Consider the following 16,660-nt stretch of genomic DNA (forward strand, 5'->3'; position numbering starts at 1 on the left):
GTCACCTGCAGCTCCTCGAACGCCTGGGAATGTTGTCAGGAGTGATTCGGAACAGCCGCCCGGATGGATTGGCCGGGGGCGCAAAGAAGTTGCCGGCTTTTGCAGGGTCAGATTTTGGCGCCGGCAAATCCCTGCTGGCGCCAGGCCTCGTAGACGGCGATGGACGCGGCGTTAGCCAGGTTCAGGGAACGCAGGGCCGGCAGCATGGGCAGCCGCACTGTGGCCGTCACATGGGAATCGGCCTTCAGTTCCGGCGGCAGCCCCACGGATTCACGGCCGAACATCAGGACGTCGCCCGGCTGGTAGGAGATATCGGTGTAGCTGGCGGTTCCGTCAGAAGTGAAGGCGTAGACCCGCTCCGGTTGCAGGTGCTTCCACGCATCCTCGATGCTGGGGTGCACGGTGACGACGGCGAGGTCGTGGTAATCCAGGCCGGCACGGCGAAGCTTCGCGTCCGAGAAATCGAAACCCAGCGGCTCCACGAGGTGCAGTTCGGCGCCGGTAATGGCTGCGAGCCGGATGGCGTTGCCGGTATTGCCGGGGATTTCGGGGGCGTGGAAAAGGATGCGGAACACCGTCCCATCCTAGCCACCGTTGTCAGTGCATGCCGCGCAGCAGCCTCGCCAGCACCGGAACATTCACCGAATTGGGCGCGGGCCCGGACGCAAGGAATTCCTTCAGGCCGCGCACCATCCCTGCCGCGTTAACCACCTGCACGGCCTCGAGGGCACCGGTTGAACGGCGGTGGTTGTCTATCACCGGCTCATGGAGGTTGCCGCCAGGGTTGAGCACCACGGTCCAGCCCGTGACGTTCAGTTCCGGGAAAATGTCCTGCATGGCCCGGACAACGTGCGCGAGCTGCGGCGGGGCAATGGAGCGGCCCCCGTGGTTCAGTGTGCGCCCGTCCCAGGCATAGGCGCCCTTGGGCAGCAGCATGGAGCCGACCAGCGCCAGCCGGTAGCCGGACAGGACGGCGTGGTCGATGTGGCTGTTGTCGGCAGGGGACTGGAGGCCGTTGATCAGGCGTGCGGCCGGGATGGCCGGCAGGACCTGCCGGCTCAGGAGCTGGACCGTGCGCATCTCCCGCTGGATGCGTGCCTCAGCCCCGAAAATACCGCGTTTGCGTGGCATGCCGTGCACCTGCTGGCGGGCGACTTCCAGGGGAATCAGCGGAACCTCGCCGGAAGGGGCATCCTCATACGGCGGGACGTACACAGGGGGGTCGCCGGCGGTGTTGCGGACGTTGCCTTGCCGGTGCACAGTGGCCGACGCGCGGCTGCCCGCCGGTGGCGCGTCGAAATGCGCCTCCGTGTCCGCGTCCTCGTTGCGCAGCGTGCCGGCGGCATAGGAGCGGTCGTATGCTTTCCTGCGGGTGGGGTCGATAAGGGTTTCGTAGGCACGCGTCACCTGCCGGAATGCGGCGGCATCACCGCCGTGATCCGGATGGGCCGTCCGGGCAGCCCGGCGGTAGGCCACCTTGATCTCCTTCTCCGTGGCCGTTACCGCCACGCGAAGTACCTGGTAATAGGAGCTGCTGCTCTCGGTCAAGCCCTCATCCTTCTCTTGGTATGGCCAGTCTTCGCAGGTAGCCCGGTCCGCACAGTTTAACGGCCTGTCCTGAACAACGACGCTCCGGGCCCCCAGGGTTCCCCCGAGGGCTCGCGGACCGGGTGCGGGCGCCGCAGGCAAGTGCCTTTAGACTCGTGCATGCGCGGCCGTCCCGGCTGCGGCTGAACGCATTGGGGCAGGAATGGATATGCCGACGACGGCGGGAATGGCTAACAGGGCCAGGCGGCGGGTGGTGCCGGTGCTGGCAGCCGCAATGGGAGCTCTGCTGGTTGGCGGCTGCAGCGTGGAGGTGCGGGACCCTGCAGCTCCGCAACCTGTCGCCAGCACGCCGGGGCTTGCCACCCCCACCATCACGCCTGGCCACGATGCTGCCGCCGTGGCCGCGCAGGACCTTCCCTTTGCCGCCGGCGGCAGCCTTGCCCCCGGCACGCCCGTAGGCATCGGGGACGGACTGAAGGAAGCCCCGGGATGGAAGGCCGCCGGCAGCGTGGCCGCCGAAGCCCGGTACGAGAAGGAAGACGGCTGCCTGGTGGCAGCCAGGGTGCGCACCAACCAGGCTGCCCTGGTCCGGGGCGACGACAGGGAATCCACCGTTGCGCTTTTTGAGTACCTGGACCCGTCCATCCTGCCCGGCTACCTGAAGACGGAGACACTGCGGTGGGGCGCGGACCCGGCAGGGCCCGGCCGGACCGTCGAGGTCCTGGCCCTGGAACAGGCAGCCCAGCCGGCTGGAAGGGCAACTGCGGTGCTGGCCAGGCTGTTCGGCACGGCCGGGTCCTCCGTCTACATCTCCCTCGCGTGCCCGGACGCTGCCGCGCTCGCAGGGGCGAGGGCCGACGTCGCACGTTTCCTGCCGGTGATCCCGCCGTCCGCCTAGCTGAGGACGGCGCCTGCCCGGCAGGGCGGGCCGGTAGAATTGCAGGGTGCCCGTTTACCTCGATCATGCAGCAACCACCCCCCTTGCACCTGAGGCGCTGGCCGCGCTGACCCGTGAACTGGCCCGCACCGGAAACCCGTCATCGCTGCACGGTTCCGGCCGGCGGGCCCGCCGTGCCGTGGAGGACGCCCGGGAGGCTGTTGCTGCCGCCGCGGGAGCGCACCCGTCGGAAGTCATTTTCACCTCGGGCGGTACGGAGGCTGACAACCTTGCCGTGAAGGGGCTGTACTGGTCCCGCGTGGCTGACGTGCCCGCGCGGCGCCGCGTCCTCTGCTCCGCCGTCGAACACCATGCAGTCCTGGACACGGTGGAGTGGCTGGAACGCCACGAAGGCGCCGAGGTGGTCTGGCTGCCGGTGGACAGCGACGGAGTGGTGGACCTCGCCGTCCTTGACGCTGAACTTACCCGTGACCCGGGCACCATTGCCCTGGTTACCGTGATGTGGGCCAACAACGAGGTGGGCACCATCCAGCCCATCAGCAGGATCGTGGAGCTGGCGCACGCCGCCGGGGTCCCCGTGCACTCGGACGCGGTCCAGGCGTTCGGTTCCCTCCCCGTGGATTTCAAGGCCTCAGGTCTTGACGCCATGTCCATTTCCGGCCACAAGATCGGCGGCCCGGTTGGGGTGGGTGCGCTCCTGTTGGGGCGGTCCGTGAAACTTACCCCCGTCCAGCACGGCGGAGGCCAGGAAAGGGACGTCCGCTCGGGCACCCTGGACACGGCGTCGATCGCAGCCTTCGCCGCTGCCGCTGAGAAGGCCGCAGCCACCCTGGGCGCCGAGTCCACACGCATTACGGGCCTCCGCGACCGGCTGATTGACGGTGTCCTGGAACGGGTTCCGGAAGCCGTCCTGCGCGGTGCCGCCGGAAACGGCCGGCTCCCCGGCAACGCGCATTTCACTTTTCCCGGCTGCGAGGGAGATTCCTTGCTGTTCCTCCTGGACCTGGCCGGCGTGGAGTCATCCACCGGTTCGGCCTGCACGGCGGGTGTGCCCAGGCCTTCCCACGTTCTGCTGGCCATGGGCCTGGACGAGGAGACGGCGCGGGGCGCGCAGCGGTTCACCCTGGGCCATGCCTCGGTGGAGGGCGACGTCGACGCCCTCCTGGCCGCGCTGCCTGACGCCTATGCCCGGGCGCGGCAGGCGGGGATGGCCGGGCACGAGTCCAGCATCCAGACCGCAGGAACGCTTGCGCGCCGGCCCCTCAACGGCGGCTGACGGAGCCCGGCCTGACGGGGCTCTGTGCTGAGGCCGTAGAATAGATAGGCAAGGATCGTTTCCGGGAGCCTGCCTGCCCTAAGAATCAGCCTTAAGAATCAGCGCCGGAAATCAGCGCCGGGACCCAGCGTCCTTATCCAGCGCCGCCAGCCCGCGCACGTCAGCCAGCACCGGCCCGGAGCCGGGAAAACCCGAGGGAAAGCCACCATGCGAGTTCTAGCAGCCATGAGCGGCGGAGTCGACTCCGCCGTCGCCGCCGCCCGCGCCGTCGAGGCGGGGCATGACGTCGTCGGCGTCCACCTGGCGCTCTCGCGCATGCCCGGCACGCTCCGCACCGGAAGCCGCGGCTGCTGCACCATCGAGGACTCCCGCGATGCGTGGCGGGCCTGCGACGTCCTTGGCATCCCGTACTACGTCTGGGATTTCTCCGAGCGGTTCAAGGAAGACGTTGTCCAGGACTTCATCGATGAGTACGCCGCCGGCCGCACCCCCAACCCCTGCATGCGGTGCAACGAGCGGATCAAGTTCGCCGCGCTCCTGGAAAAAGCCATCGCCCTGGGGTTCGACGCCGTGTGCACCGGACACTACGCCAAGGTCATCGAGGATGCCGACGGTAACCGCGAACTGCACCGGGCCGCTGACTGGGCCAAGGACCAGAGCTACGTCCTGGGCGTCCTGACCCACGAACAGCTTAAGCACTCCATGTTCCCGCTGGCCGACACGCCGTCCAAGGCTGAAGTCCGTGCGGAGGCTGAACGCCGCGGACTCTCCGTAGCCAACAAGCCGGACAGCCACGACATCTGCTTCATCCCCGACGGTGACACCGCCGGATGGCTCGCCGAAAAGATCGACATGTCCACCGGGGACATCGTGGACGAAACCGGCACAAAGGTCGGCGAGCACCCGGGGGCCAACGCCTTCACCGTGGGCCAGCGCCGCGGCCTGAAACTGGGCACTCCGGCCGCCGACGGCAAGCCCCGGTTCGTCCTGGAGATCCGCCCCAAGGAAAACAAGGTGGTAGTGGGCCCGGAGGCCCTGCTGGCCATCGACGAGATCCGCGGCATCAAGGTCTCCTGGGCAGGACTGCCCATCGCCGAGGTGGAGACGGGCACGGAATTCGACTGCCACGCCCAGGTCCGTGCCCACGGCGACCCCGTGCCCGCGACGGCCCGCATGGAAGCAGCAGGCGACGACGGGGGCGCAGCCGGCCAGCTGGTCGTCCGGCTCACCACCCCGCTGCGGGGAGTGGCCCCGGGCCAGACGATTGTCCTTTACCAGGGCAGCCGGGTGCTGGGCCAGGCGACCATCGACGCCGCCCGCTCGCTTCAGCGCGCCGAGCTCTAGAACAGCGTGTCCCCAACACCGCCCCGGTTCCGCCGGGGCGGTGTTGTTGGTTGTGCCGTGGGTGCGGGGGCAATCAGGTAAATTTTGTGTCTCAACTCACAAAATGGTCCGGGATGAGTGTTGACTCTCTGATTGAATCTAGGCATCAGCACCGCGCGCTTCCCGCCTGAGCAAATGCACCCATCAGCGGTCGGCGGGCGCGCACTCATCGAACAGAAAGTTCTTAGATGACGAAGAGCAACAAAGCACTGCACGGCGCAATCGCGCTGGCAGGCATTTCCGCCCTCGCCCTGACTGCCTGCACGGGCCCCTCAGGCGGCGGCGGTGGAACCTCGACCGGCGATGCCGGGGGTGGCGCCATCACGTACGGCACCACGGACAAAGTGGTCACCCTGGACCCGGCCGGATCCTATGACGGCGGATCCTTCATGGTCATGAACCAGATCTACCCGTTCCTGCTCAACTACAAACCCGGCACTGCAGATGCCACCCCGGACATCGCGGAGTCCGCCTCCTTCACCAGCCCCACCGAATACACCGTGAAGCTCAAGCCCGGCCTGAAGTTTGCCAACGGCAATACGCTGGATTCTTCAGACGTCGTGTTTTCCTTCAACCGCGTCAAGACGATCGACGACCCCAACGGGCCGGCGTCACTGCTTGCCAACATGGAAAAGATCGAGGCGACGGACGCCAACACCGTGGTGTTCACCCTTGCAGCCGGAAACGACCAGGTGTTCCCGGGCGTGCTTGCCTCCAACCCCGGTCCGATCGTGGACGAGGAAGTCTTCCCGGCGGACAAGATCATGGACGACGACGCCATCGTTGCGGCCAAGCCGTTCGCCGGCCAGTACACGATTGAAAGCTACAAGAAGAACGAACTGGTCAGCTTCAAGCCCAACCCGGATTACCAGGGGCTGCTGGGCGCTGCGTCCAACGACGGAGCCACCCTCAAGCACTACGCGGACCCGAACAACCTGAAGCTCGATGTACAGCAGGGCAACATCGACGTCGCCGGGCGCATTCTTACCGCTACCGACGTCGCAGACCTTGAAGGCGACGACAAGGTGAAGGTCCACAAGGGCCCGGGCGGGGAACTGCGCTACATGGTGTTCAACTTCGACACCATGCCGTTCGGCGCGAAGACCCCGGAAGCCGATCCTGCCAAGGCCCTTGCCGTCCGCCAGGCCATCGCCCACCTCGTTGACCGTGACGTCATTGCTTCGCAGGTCTTCAAGGACACCTACACTCCGGTCTACTCCTACGTGCCCAAGGAATTCGAAGGCGCAACCGAGCCGCTGAAGAGCCTCTACGGTGACGGGAGCGGCAAGCCGAGCCTGGACAAGGCAAAGCAGGTCCTGGCCGATGCCGGCATCACCTCGGTGGTTGACGTGAAGCTGCAGTACACGGACCGCTACGGCACGTCCGCGGCCGACGAGTACGCACTGGTGAAGGAACAGCTCGAAAAGTCAGGGCTCTTCACCGTCGACCTCAAGTCCACCGAGTGGACCACCTACACCAAGGAACGCCGGGCCGACGCCTACCCCGTGTACCAGCTGGGCTGGTTCCCGGACTATTCGGACGCGGACAACTACCTGACGCCGTTCTTCATCCCGGGCAACTTCCTCGGCAACCACTATGAGAACCCGGCCGTGACGGACATCGTGAAGCAGCAGCTGGTCACCACGGACAAGGCTGAGCGGAGCGAACTCCTGGGAGAGGCCCAGGAAGCCATCGCCAAGGACCTCTCCACGCTGCCGCTGCTGCAGGGCGCCCAGGTCATGGTGGCCGGAACGGATGTCCAGGGAGTCGAAAAGACCCTCGATGCCTCGTTCAAGACCCGTCTTGGCGTGATGTCCAAGTAAGTCCACCGAACCATCCGGCTCTGACCGCACACGGGGCGGGACACGGTGCGCCTGTTGTTAGGCGCCCGTGTCCCGCCCCGCGTGCTGGACGGGATGCGGTGCCGGCCCGCCGCGGGCGCCGCGAAGACAACCTGAGGTACCCATGACGACATTGATCGACGCGCCACCAACTGACGCGGACGGACTCCTGCCGCCCGCCAAGAAATCATCCGGCGGTGGACTGGGACAGTACATCCTGGTCCGTTTCCTGCTGATCTTTCCCACCATCTTCATCCTGGTAACCATGGTCTTCTTCCTGATGAGGATCACCGGCGACCCCATCACCGCAGCCATGGGAGGGCGCCTGCCGGCGGACCAGCTCCAGGAGCGGATCCAGGCGGCCGGCTACGACCGGCCCATCCTGGTCCAATACTTCGAGTACCTCGGCCAGCTGGCCACCGGCAACTTCGGCCGGACGCTCACGGACAATCGCGCCGTCTCCGAAATGCTGACAACCTACGGCTCGGCCACCCTGGAGCTGAGCATCAACGCCCTGCTCGTTGCCCTCGTGGTCGGTATTCCGCTGGGAATGGTGGCGGCCCACCGCCGGGACAAGGCGCCGGACGCGGTCCTGCGCGTCTTCGCCATTCTTTGCTATGCCACCCCCGTGTTCTTCGCCGGCATGCTGCTGAAGCTGACCTTCTCGGTCTGGCTCGGCTGGCTGCCGGTGGCAGGGCGGGCCAGGACGTCCAGCGAACTGGCCTTGACGTCACTGGAGGCACCCACCGGTATCTACTGGCTGGACGCACTTCGAAGCGGCAACATGGCCGCCCTGGGAGATGTCCTGGCCCACGCCGTCCTGCCCGCGGTGGCGTTGGGGCTGCTGACAGCCGGCATCTTCCTCCGCCTTGTCAGGACCAACGTCATTGGCACCCTGGGCAGGGACTACATTGAGGCCGGCCGGTCCAGGGGCGTCAGCGAATACCGCCTGGTCACCAAGCATGCCTACAAGCCCGCGCTGATACCCATCATCACGGTGATGGGCCTGCAAATAGCAGTGATGCTCGGCGGGGCGGTCCTGACCGAGAAGACATTCGAATGGAAAGGCCTGGGATTCCAGCTCGCCAACTACCTCACGGCCCGCGACTTCGTGGCCGTGCAAGGCATCGTGGTGCTGCTCGCCATCATCGTGGCCATGACCAACTTCATCGTGGACATTATTGCCGCGCTGATCGATCCCCGCGTGAGGTACTGAGCATGAGCATCCCGGCCGTTCCCGTCCCGATGGAAAGTCCACGGGCTCCCTGGTACCGCCGCCTGCCGGTGGTCTCACACTTCAACAAAAGCGTCGGCCTCCAGCGCGGCATGCTGGTCGCGGGGCTGGTCCTCACCGGACTGTTCGTCCTGACGGCACTTTTCGCACCACTGCTGGCACCCTACGGTTTCTCCCAGCTTTCCGACGCCGACGGCAACTTCCCCACGCAGCAGGCCCCGGGCGGCAAGCACCTGTTGGGGACAACTGTGGGCGGTTACGACGTCCTCTCGCGGGTCATCTGGGGCGCGCAGACGGCGATCCTGGTGATCGTCGTCGCCGTGTCCATGTCCATCGTCATCGGCGTTGTCCTTGGCCTGGTCAGCGGCTACCTCGGCGGGTGGCTCGACCGGATCCTGGTGGTCATTGCCGACGCCGTGTACGCCTTCCCGTCACTGCTGGTGGCCATTGTCATGGCCATCGTCATCAGCGGCGGACAGTCCAGCCTCATCGGCGGCATCTTCGCTGCCGGCACGGCCATCACGCTGGTCTTCATTCCGCAGTATTTCCGGGTCATCAGGGCCGAGACCGTCAGGCTGAAGGCTGAGCCCTTCGTGGAGTCCGCCAAAGTGGTGGGAGCGTCCAACATCCGCATCATGACCCGCCATATCTACCGCAATGCCACCCGGACCCTGCCGCTGATCTTTACCCTGAACGCCTCCGAAGCCATCCTCACCCTGGCCGGCCTTGGGTTTCTCGGCTTCGGCATCGAGCCCAGCTCAGCCGCGGAGTGGGGCTTCGACCTCAACAAGGCGCTCGCCGACACCACGTCGGGCATCTGGTGGACCGGGCTGTTCCCCGGCCTGGCCATCGTGCTGACCGTGGTGGGCCTGACCCTGGTGGGCGAGAGCATCAACGACCTGAACGATCCACGCCTCCGCGGCCGCAAGAGCACGGGCGGCAGTTCCCCGGCGCCGGTGGACAACGCCGCCATCGCAACCGAAGTGAGGGCATCATGACCGTCAATATCGATCCATTGTCCGGGCGGAGCCCCAACGGAGAGCCCGACGCCAGCCGTCCCGTTCTCGACATCGACCACCTCCAGGTCACGTTCGCCACGGACGGCGGTCCGGTCCAGGCAGTCAAGGACGTCAGCCTGGAGGTCAGGAAGGGGGAGGTACTGGCGATCGTGGGGGAGTCCGGATCCGGCAAGACGGTCACCGCCAAGACCATCCTGGGCCTGCTCCCGGAAACGGCCAGCAGCTCCGGGGCGGTGCTGATCAACGGGGCAGACGTGATCAGCGTCAGCGCCGCCCGGCTGCGCCAGATCCGCGGCCGGGACGTTGCCATGGTGTTCCAGGAACCGTCCACCGCACTGAACCCGGTGTTCACCGTGGGCTGGCAGATTGCCGAAGGCATCCGGGCGCACACCGGAAGCGACGGGAAGCGGGTTTCAGCCAAGGAGGCCAAAACCCGGGCCATTGAAGCGCTGCGCAAGGTGGGCATCCCCGATCCGGAACACCGGGTCAACTATTACCCCCACCAGTTCTCGGGCGGGCAAAAGCAGCGGGTGGTCATCGCCGCGGCTCTGGCCCTGAACCCCGGGCTGATTGTCGCCGATGAGCCCACCACGGCTTTGGACGTCACAGTGCAGGCGGAAATCCTGGAACTGCTCAGGGACCTGCGGGACAAGTACGGCACGTCCATCGTGCTCATCACGCACAACATGGGGGTGGTGGCGGACCTTGCCGACCGGGTGGTGGTGATGTACCAGGGCGACGTGGTGGAGGAGGCTCCGGCCCGTACCCTGTTCGCAGAACCGCGGCAGGACTACACCCGCAGCCTCCTCGCCGCGGTGCCGCACCTCGGACGGAACTCCGCCTCCCAGGGACTAACCAGCCGGGCCCACCAGGAGGAGGAAGTCCTCGTGGAGGCCAACAACCTGTCCATCGAATACCCGGGGAGGCTGGGAACACCGGCTTTCAAGGCAGTGGACAGGGTCAGCTTCACGCTGTCCAGGGGCGAAGTGTTCGGCCTGGTGGGGGAGTCCGGCTCCGGGAAGACCACTATCGGGCGGGCCATCGCCGGCCTCAACAGGACCACCGGCGGCAGCCTGAAGGTGCTGGGATACGAGATGCTGAACCTCAAGGAACGGACCTTCAAGCCGCTCCGCAAGGACATCGGGTTTGTGTTCCAGGACCCGGCGGCGTCCTTCAACCCGCAGCTGACCATCGGGGACTGCATCGCCGAACCCATGGTCATCCACACGAAGCCAAGCCCGGCGCAGACGCGCAAACGCGTAGGCGAGCTGCTTGAATCAGTCCAGCTCCCGGCGTCGTACGCGGGACGGTACCCGCACGAACTGTCCGGCGGCCAGCGCCAGCGGGCGTCGCTGGCACGGGCACTCAGCCTGAATCCCCGGTTGCTGATCGCCGATGAGCCGACGTCCGCACTGGATGTTTCGGTGCAGGCCAAGGTCCTGGAACTGTTCAGGGACATCCAGCAGGAGTTCGGCTTTGCCTGCCTGTTCATCAGCCACGACCTCGCCGTGGTGGACACGCTCTCCTCCTGGGTGGGCGTCCTCTATAAGGGCAGGCTCGTAGAGCAGGGGATCGGCAGCCAGGTGATGGGAAACCCGCAGCACGACTACACGCGGCGGCTCATCGCATCCCTGCCCGTGCCCGATCCGCAGGAACAGGCGAAGCGGAGGGAAGCGCACCGCGCCCTGCTGGGCATCTGAGCGGCAGGACGCAGCGCCGCGTCGGAGCCCGAAGTGCCGGTGCCGGATACCGGCACCGGCGCTTAACAGCCGGGGGATTCCGGTGCCTGCCCATAGACTTGAACCATGACGCAGCACAACCTTCACACTCCTGATGCCGATGACTACGACCCCTCAGCCAGTTCGCTGGCGGACCAGGTGGACCAGTCGGTGATGGCTGAACTGCTCTCCATCCGTTCAAGCATCGACAACATTGATGCCACCTTGGTCTACCTGCTGGCCGAGCGCTTCAAGGCCACCCAGAAAGTGGGCTTCCTCAAGGCCGCCCACCGGCTGCCCGCCGGGGACCCCGGCCGCGAGGCCGCCCAGATCGCCAGGCTTCGCCGCCTCGCCGAGGACGCCCATCTGGACCCCGCCTTTGCCGAGAAGTTCCTCAATTTCATCATCGGGGAAGTCATAAGGCACCACGAGGCGATCGCCGAAGACCACGAAGCTGCCTCGGGCCAGCACCCGCAGGCATCAGCCCTCGCGTGAGCATGGTCAAAAGGCACGAAGCCCGTGGTGGCGCCTCCTCACCGGCGCCCGCTCCGCCGCGGGAAGTGACGGCCACTGCGCTGGGACCGTGGCCGGGCGAAGACCCCGTGGAGGCCGCCCGGATCATCCGGGGCGAACTCGGCAGCCCGCACCTGCCCTTCCTCGCCGAACTGCCGGACCGCGGAGTTGGTTCCGATGCCCTGGGGCGTACGGCCAGCCTCCTTGCCGAGCTGGCCGTCGACGTCCAGCCCTACGGATGGCGGCTGGTCGACCGTCCCGGCAAGGACTTCCGCCGCGCCGCGTCAGCCCTGGCCACGGACATCAACGTCCTCGCCGACGTGGCCGGAGCCGAGGAAAATCCGGCCGCAGAGATCAAGGTCCAGCTGGTGGGGCCCCTGAGCCTGGCGGCCGGGCTCCACCTGCACAACGGCGAGCGCGCCCTCCTCGACTACGGCGCCCGGCGGGACCTTGCGGCCTCGCTCGCCGCGGGTGTGGGCGGGTACCTCTCCCGGGTGGCGGCCGCCGTACCGGGTGCGCGCCTGGTAGTCCAGGTGGACGAGCCGGAGATCGCCGCGGTGCTGGCCGGTACCATTCCCACCTCCAGCGGCTACCGCACCCTCCGGGCGGTGCCGGCGTCTGAAGCGCGCGAATCGTGGCGGCTGGTCCTTGACGCCCTGCGGGTCGCGGGCGCCGCCGAAGCGGTGATCTCCGTTCCCGAGGTGGAAGCGCCCTTCGAACAGATCCTGGCTGCCGGCGCGGACGGCATAGCTGTTCCCCTGAAGGCTTTGACCTCCCGGCAGTGGGAGCAGCTGGCCGGAGCGGTGGAATCAGGCTCAAGCCTGTGGCTCGGCGCCGTGGAGGCAGCCGGCGGTCCGCTGCCCAAGGTCGCCGAATCGGTGGAGGCCGTGTGGCGGCCCTGGCGGCAGCTGGGCCTTCCGGCACACACCCTGGCCTCCATTCGGGTGACACCATCGGCCGGGCTTGCCGGCGGCTCGCCGTCGCAGGCCACAGCGGTGCTCGGCAGGCTTACCCAGCTTGCGGACGGGCTGAACCAGCTCGCCCAGGGCTAGCCGGCGCGGCTTTCGCAGGCGGCGTCAGATCCGGTTCTCCCAGCGGTCCGGCTGCGCGTAGCGCGGCAGGAAGCTGTGGGCCGAGCTGCCGCCGCTGTAGGGGCGCAGCCGGTAGTCGAAGCTCCCGGCGTAGACCAGGACCAGGCCGATCTGCGGCTGGATGACCTTCACCTGGATCCGGTGCTTACCGGCGGGCCCTTCTGCCGGGTCCCACCATTGTTCTGCGTAGGCTTTGGCATCCAGGGCGGCAGGAAGGGGGATACGGAGGGGGCCCAGGAGGAGCCGTGATGCTTCCGATACGCCCCGGAGCCGGCCCTCTGCCGTGACACTCAGGTTCAGGTCGGTGACCAGCCGCCGGTACCGGCCCACGTAATCCACCAGCTGGGGTGCACCGTTCCGGCGGGTGGCGCTTGTGGTGTCCTGGAAAATGCGGGTGCGCCCCGGGAAACGGATCTCACGGCGGGCCGTGAGGCTGGAGCGGCCAAAAGGGTCCTGGTGGGCGTGGTTCTCGATGCGGAACGGAATGTCTTCGCCGTACTCGGGGAAGAAGGCTTCCTCGCCGCTGGTGAGCCGCAGCAAGGGCCGGAGCCATTCCTGACGGCAGCCCACGACGTCGAACGTTCCTTCACCCACGCCGTAGCGGCCCGAGCCCGGCACCAGCGAGAAGTACTCCTGCAGCTCGGGCTGCAGGCGCGAAAAGTCCGCGCCGAGGGCCTGCTGGTAGATGGGAACGTTCATGGGGGACCTCCTGCTGGGAAAGCGGCTGGAACAAGGTGCTGTGACCTCACAATGTACCGGCAGCCTTGAGCCTGATGTACATGTCAGCGAGCCGCGGCGGCAGCTGGTGGGGTTCGGCGTCCACCACTGACACACCGTGCTGCCGGAGCTCTGCGCTGATCGCCGCACGCTGCAGGAGAGCCCGCTCCGCCGCCGCGGCCCGGTAGACACCCGTGGCGTCGCCGCGTTCTCCCAGCATGGTTCCCAGCTGCGGGTCCCGGACCGCCGCAACCACCACCACGTGCTGCCGGGCCAGCTGGGCCGCGACGGGAATCAGACCCTCCTCGGGCGCACCGCCGTCCAGCGACGTGATCAGCACAACGAGTGACCGGTGCGCGGAAACGGCGCGGACCTGCGCCGGGACGGCTGGCCAGTCCATCTCAATGAGTTCGGCCTCAAGCGGTGCCATGGCCTGGACCAGCTGGCCCAGAAGGTTCCCCTGCCCGGCGGACCCTGCCCTGGAGCGGGTCCGGCGGTCAAAGGCGAGGAAGTCCACCCGGTCCCCGCCCCGCTCCGCGAGGACACCCAGCAGAAGGGCCGCTTCCATGCCCGTGTCCAGGCGCGTTTCGTCGTCGATCCTTGCCGCCGACGTCCTGGAGGTATCGAGGACCATGACCACACGGCGGTCGCGTTCGGGCCGCCAGGTGCGTACCACCACCGCGGACCGGCGTGCGGTGGCCCGCCAGTCAATCGACCGGACGTCGTCGCCCCGGACATAGTCCCGGAGGGAATCGAACTCGGTGCCCGCGCCGCGGATCTGCACCGCGGCCTTGCCGTCGAGCTCGCGCAGTTTCCGCAGCTTGGACGGCAGGTGCCTGCGGGAGTGGAAAGGCGGCAGCACCCGCAGCGAGCCGGGGCTGTGAATTGTCTTCTGGCGCGCTGCCAGCAGCAGGGGGCCAAACGAGCGGAGGGTGGCGTGCGGTGCCCGGAGGTCTCCCCGCCGGACGGGATGCAGCCGTACCGTGACGCGCCTGCTCTCACCGGCCGGAACCTCAATGTCCTGTACGGCGTTCTGCGCTCCCGCCGAGGGCTGCCAGGCGTCGCGCAGGACGCCGCGGAGCCGGCGCCCGCCGTCGTTCCGGACCATGAGCACGGCATCCACCGCCGCGTGCAGGGTGACGTTTCCGGGCTGTGTGCGCAGCAGGCTGACCGTCCGCAGCGGTGCCGCTGCCAGAAGGTCGACGGCGGCAAGGGCCGTCAGCACCCCGGACACCAGCAGTACCGTTCCCCAGCCGGGCAGCAGGAGGACCGGCACCACCCCCAGCAGCACCAGCAGCACGAAACGCCCGGAGATGGCCATCAGCGGGGAACGGGAACGGAGGCCAGGATGCTGCCCAGCACGTCATCCACCCGGACCCCGTCCATCTGGGCTTCCGGCTGAAGCGCCACGCGGTGCCGCAGGCAGGGGAGTGCGAGGGCCTTGACGTCGTCCGGGGTCACGAAGCCCCGGCCGGACAGCCAGGCCCAGGACCGGGACGTGTTCAGCAGGGCCGTGGCCCCGCGGGGAGAGACTCCGAGCAGGAACGACGGGGCCGAGCGGGTGGCGCGCACCAGATCCACGATGTAGCCGATGATTTCAGGGTCCAGCGCCACCGACGCCACGGCCTGCCGGGCTTTCGACAGGTCTGCCGCACCGGCTACTGCCCGGACCCCCGCAGCCGTGAGGTCGCGCGGGTCAAAGCCAGCAGCATGGCGCCGGATGACCTCCATTTCGTCCTGGCGCCCGGGCAGCGGCATGGTCAGTTTGAGCAGGAACCGGTCCAGCTGCGCTTCGGGCAGGGGATAGGTTCCTTCATACTCAACAGGGTTCTGCGTGGCAGCAACCAGGAACGGTGCTGGGAGCGGCCGGGACACTCCGTCCACGGAAACTTGCCGTTCCTCCATGGCCTCGAGCAGGGACGCCTGCGTTTTGGGCGGCGTCCGGTTGATCTCGTCTGCCAGCAGGATGTTGGTGAACACCGGCCCTTCACGGAACGTGAATTCGGAGGTGTGCGAGTCGTAGACCAGGGATCCCGTGACATCTCCGGGCATGAGGTCCGGGGTGAACTGCACGCGCTTCGTGTCCAGGCTCAGGGCCGCCGACAGGGCACGCACCAGCAGAGTCTTGGCGACGCCCGGGACCCCCTCCAGAAGCACGTGGCCCTGGGAAAGGAGGGCAATCAGCATTCCCGTGACGGTGGCGTCTTGCCCCACGACGGCCTTGGCCACCTCGTGCCGCACGTCCAGCAGGGCCTGCCGGGCGGAATCATGATCCATGTGGTCCAGGACCCGGGGGCTGCTGCCTTGCTCGCTCATCGGCTTTTGACTTCTTTCTCTAGGGTGTCCAGCTCCCGGGACCAGGCCACAAGCCTCGCCTCGGTGCCGGGACGTTCGTTGATAAGTTCGCGGAGCTCCCGGGCCGGCTTGCCGAGGAGTCCGGCAGCTGCGTCGATAACCTGGTCGGCGGTAGCCCCTGGCCCGGTCCGCAGATGCCCGGAAAGCCGTACCAGACTGCCGGCCCGAAGGTTGTCCCTCGCCTGGTCCACGGCGCGGGAGTCCTGATAGAGCCTCGCCCGGCCCTCTGCAGTCTCCGCTGCCTTCACCACAACCGGCAAGGGCTCAAACACCAGCGGGCCCAGGCGCCTGCCGCGCCAGGCTATTGCCGCCAGGGCAACCAGGGCGAGCCACGGGCCCAGGAAACGCGCCCAGCCGGGGGCCAGTTCGTCGAGGCTGGCGGGGCTGCCCCCGGTGTCCAGGTCCTCAAGGGTAGGGATGTACCACACAAGGTCAGGAGACGGGCCGAGGGTCCGGGTGGCCAGGGCGGCATGCCCCAGGCTGTCCAGCTGTCCGTTGCTGAAGACGGCGGTGCTGCCCACCACGGTGAGCTGGCCATCGCTGCTGACGGCAAGGAGCCCTGCGCTGGAGCCGTCCGGCCGGTAGCAGGTCGTCCCGCCGTCGTACAGGAAGCCGGACTCTCCGGAAACGGTACCTGCGGCCTCCGGGTCAGGCAGGCTGCAGCCGGGCTCCAGCACTGGAGACGCGTCCGGCACAACCCCTGCCTGCCGGATGCCGGCGTCGAGTGCGTCCAGGGTCTGCAGCCGGGGCGATACCACCACCACCCGCTGGGCGGAGGCCGCCAGGCTGCGGAGCCGGGGCCCGTCCAGGAAGCCGTTCCTGTCGTACAGCAGCAGCGTGGGCGAAGAACCGGCCTCCAGTGCTGCCATGGCTGCCCCGTAGTTTCCTGCATCGTGGACAGCTACTCCGTGCCGGCCCAGGATCTGCGCCACCGCGCGGGCGCCATCGGGGCCGGCGTTGTGGACCGACATCGGAACGGCGTCCCCCTTGGGACTGAGTTGCGCCCAGAGAACCAGGACCAGCGCGGCAGCCACCACGGCGGCCCAAGCCACAAAGGCACGGTGCCG

At 67.6% G+C, this 16,660-nt stretch carries 15 protein-coding genes; 9 read left to right on the forward strand and 6 right to left on the reverse strand.

Going from position 1 to position 16,660, the window contains the following annotated elements; all coding sequences use genetic code 11:
* Nucleotides 1–107: 107 nt before the first annotated feature.
* Together AC6CHP_RS02705 and AC6CHP_RS02710 are read right to left on the reverse strand one after the other, a co-directional pair.
* Nucleotides 108–575 carry a tRNA (cytidine(34)-2'-O)-methyltransferase gene (locus AC6CHP_RS02705; RefSeq protein WP_498228097.1) on the reverse strand — a complete coding sequence of 156 codons (468 nt, stop codon included), beginning with the start codon at nucleotides 573–575 and terminating at the stop codon, nucleotides 108–110.
* Nucleotides 576–597: 22 nt separating this feature from the next.
* Nucleotides 598–1,548, reverse strand: a complete 951-nt coding sequence (locus tag AC6CHP_RS02710; RefSeq protein ID WP_188727711.1) for a J domain-containing protein — start codon at nucleotides 1,546–1,548, stop codon at nucleotides 598–600.
* Between the two features lie 208 nt (nucleotides 1,549–1,756).
* Here AC6CHP_RS02710 and AC6CHP_RS02715 point away from each other — a divergent pair, with 208 nt between their 5' ends.
* From AC6CHP_RS02715 to AC6CHP_RS02755, 9 genes are all read left to right on the forward strand, one after another.
* On the forward strand, nucleotides 1,757–2,446 hold the full coding sequence (locus tag AC6CHP_RS02715; protein WP_498228098.1) for a hypothetical protein: 690 nt from the start codon (nucleotides 1,757–1,759) through the stop codon (nucleotides 2,444–2,446).
* A 46-nt stretch (nucleotides 2,447–2,492) separates the two neighbouring features.
* Nucleotides 2,493–3,722, forward strand: coding sequence for a cysteine desulfurase family protein (locus AC6CHP_RS02720; protein WP_498228099.1), 1,230 nt, complete (start codon nucleotides 2,493–2,495; stop codon nucleotides 3,720–3,722).
* A gap of 207 nt (nucleotides 3,723–3,929) precedes the next feature.
* Nucleotides 3,930–5,066 carry a tRNA 2-thiouridine(34) synthase MnmA gene (gene mnmA / locus AC6CHP_RS02725; RefSeq protein WP_427117460.1) on the forward strand — a complete coding sequence of 379 codons (1,137 nt, stop codon included), beginning with the start codon at nucleotides 3,930–3,932 and terminating at the stop codon, nucleotides 5,064–5,066.
* Nucleotides 5,067–5,293: 227 nt separating this feature from the next.
* Entirely contained in the window at nucleotides 5,294–6,928 is a 1,635-nt protein-coding gene (locus AC6CHP_RS02730; RefSeq protein ID WP_498228100.1) for an ABC transporter substrate-binding protein, read from the forward strand.
* A 142-nt stretch (nucleotides 6,929–7,070) separates the two neighbouring features.
* A complete protein-coding gene (locus AC6CHP_RS02735) occupies nucleotides 7,071–8,162 on the forward strand; it encodes an ABC transporter permease (RefSeq protein WP_188727719.1) in 1,092 nt (363 codons plus the stop codon).
* A 2-nt stretch (nucleotides 8,163–8,164) separates the two neighbouring features.
* On the forward strand, nucleotides 8,165–9,178 hold the full coding sequence (locus tag AC6CHP_RS02740; protein WP_188727722.1) for an ABC transporter permease: 1,014 nt from the start codon (nucleotides 8,165–8,167) through the stop codon (nucleotides 9,176–9,178).
* The gene (locus AC6CHP_RS02745; RefSeq protein ID WP_498228101.1) at nucleotides 9,175–10,899 is read left to right on the forward strand and encodes an ABC transporter ATP-binding protein; all 1,725 of its coding nucleotides are present in this window, start codon (nucleotides 9,175–9,177) and stop codon (nucleotides 10,897–10,899) included. Before AC6CHP_RS02740 ends, AC6CHP_RS02745 begins: the two co-directional genes overlap by 4 nt.
* 105 nt (nucleotides 10,900–11,004) lie before the next feature.
* Nucleotides 11,005–11,412, forward strand: a complete 408-nt coding sequence (locus tag AC6CHP_RS02750) for a chorismate mutase (RefSeq protein WP_066277345.1) — start codon at nucleotides 11,005–11,007, stop codon at nucleotides 11,410–11,412.
* A 2-nt stretch (nucleotides 11,413–11,414) separates the two neighbouring features.
* Complete coding sequence (locus tag AC6CHP_RS02755; RefSeq protein WP_377193905.1) at nucleotides 11,415–12,482, forward strand: uroporphyrinogen decarboxylase/cobalamine-independent methonine synthase family protein; 1,068 nt, start codon at nucleotides 11,415–11,417, stop codon at nucleotides 12,480–12,482.
* Between the two features lie 24 nt (nucleotides 12,483–12,506).
* Here AC6CHP_RS02755 and AC6CHP_RS02760 read toward each other — a convergent pair whose 3' ends face one another.
* From AC6CHP_RS02760 to AC6CHP_RS02775, 4 genes are read right to left on the reverse strand one after another with little or no spacing between them, the layout of a single operon-like run.
* Nucleotides 12,507–13,220, reverse strand: coding sequence for a DUF4166 domain-containing protein (locus AC6CHP_RS02760; protein ID WP_377193789.1), 714 nt, complete (start codon nucleotides 13,218–13,220; stop codon nucleotides 12,507–12,509).
* A 46-nt stretch (nucleotides 13,221–13,266) separates the two neighbouring features.
* Nucleotides 13,267–14,559, reverse strand: a complete 1,293-nt coding sequence (locus AC6CHP_RS02765; protein ID WP_377193791.1) for a DUF58 domain-containing protein — start codon at nucleotides 14,557–14,559, stop codon at nucleotides 13,267–13,269.
* Nucleotides 14,559–15,554 carry an AAA family ATPase gene (locus tag AC6CHP_RS02770; protein ID WP_377193793.1) on the reverse strand — a complete coding sequence of 332 codons (996 nt, stop codon included), beginning with the start codon at nucleotides 15,552–15,554 and terminating at the stop codon, nucleotides 14,559–14,561. The genes AC6CHP_RS02765 and AC6CHP_RS02770 overlap by 1 nt, the downstream gene beginning before the upstream one ends.
* Nucleotides 15,551–16,645 carry a DUF4350 domain-containing protein gene (locus AC6CHP_RS02775; RefSeq protein ID WP_377193795.1) on the reverse strand — a complete coding sequence of 365 codons (1,095 nt, stop codon included), beginning with the start codon at nucleotides 16,643–16,645 and terminating at the stop codon, nucleotides 15,551–15,553. Before AC6CHP_RS02775 ends, AC6CHP_RS02770 begins: the two co-directional genes overlap by 4 nt.
* Nucleotides 16,646–16,660: the final 15 nt, after the last annotated feature.

Source organism: Pseudarthrobacter sp. GQ63 (genome assembly GCF_059758765.1).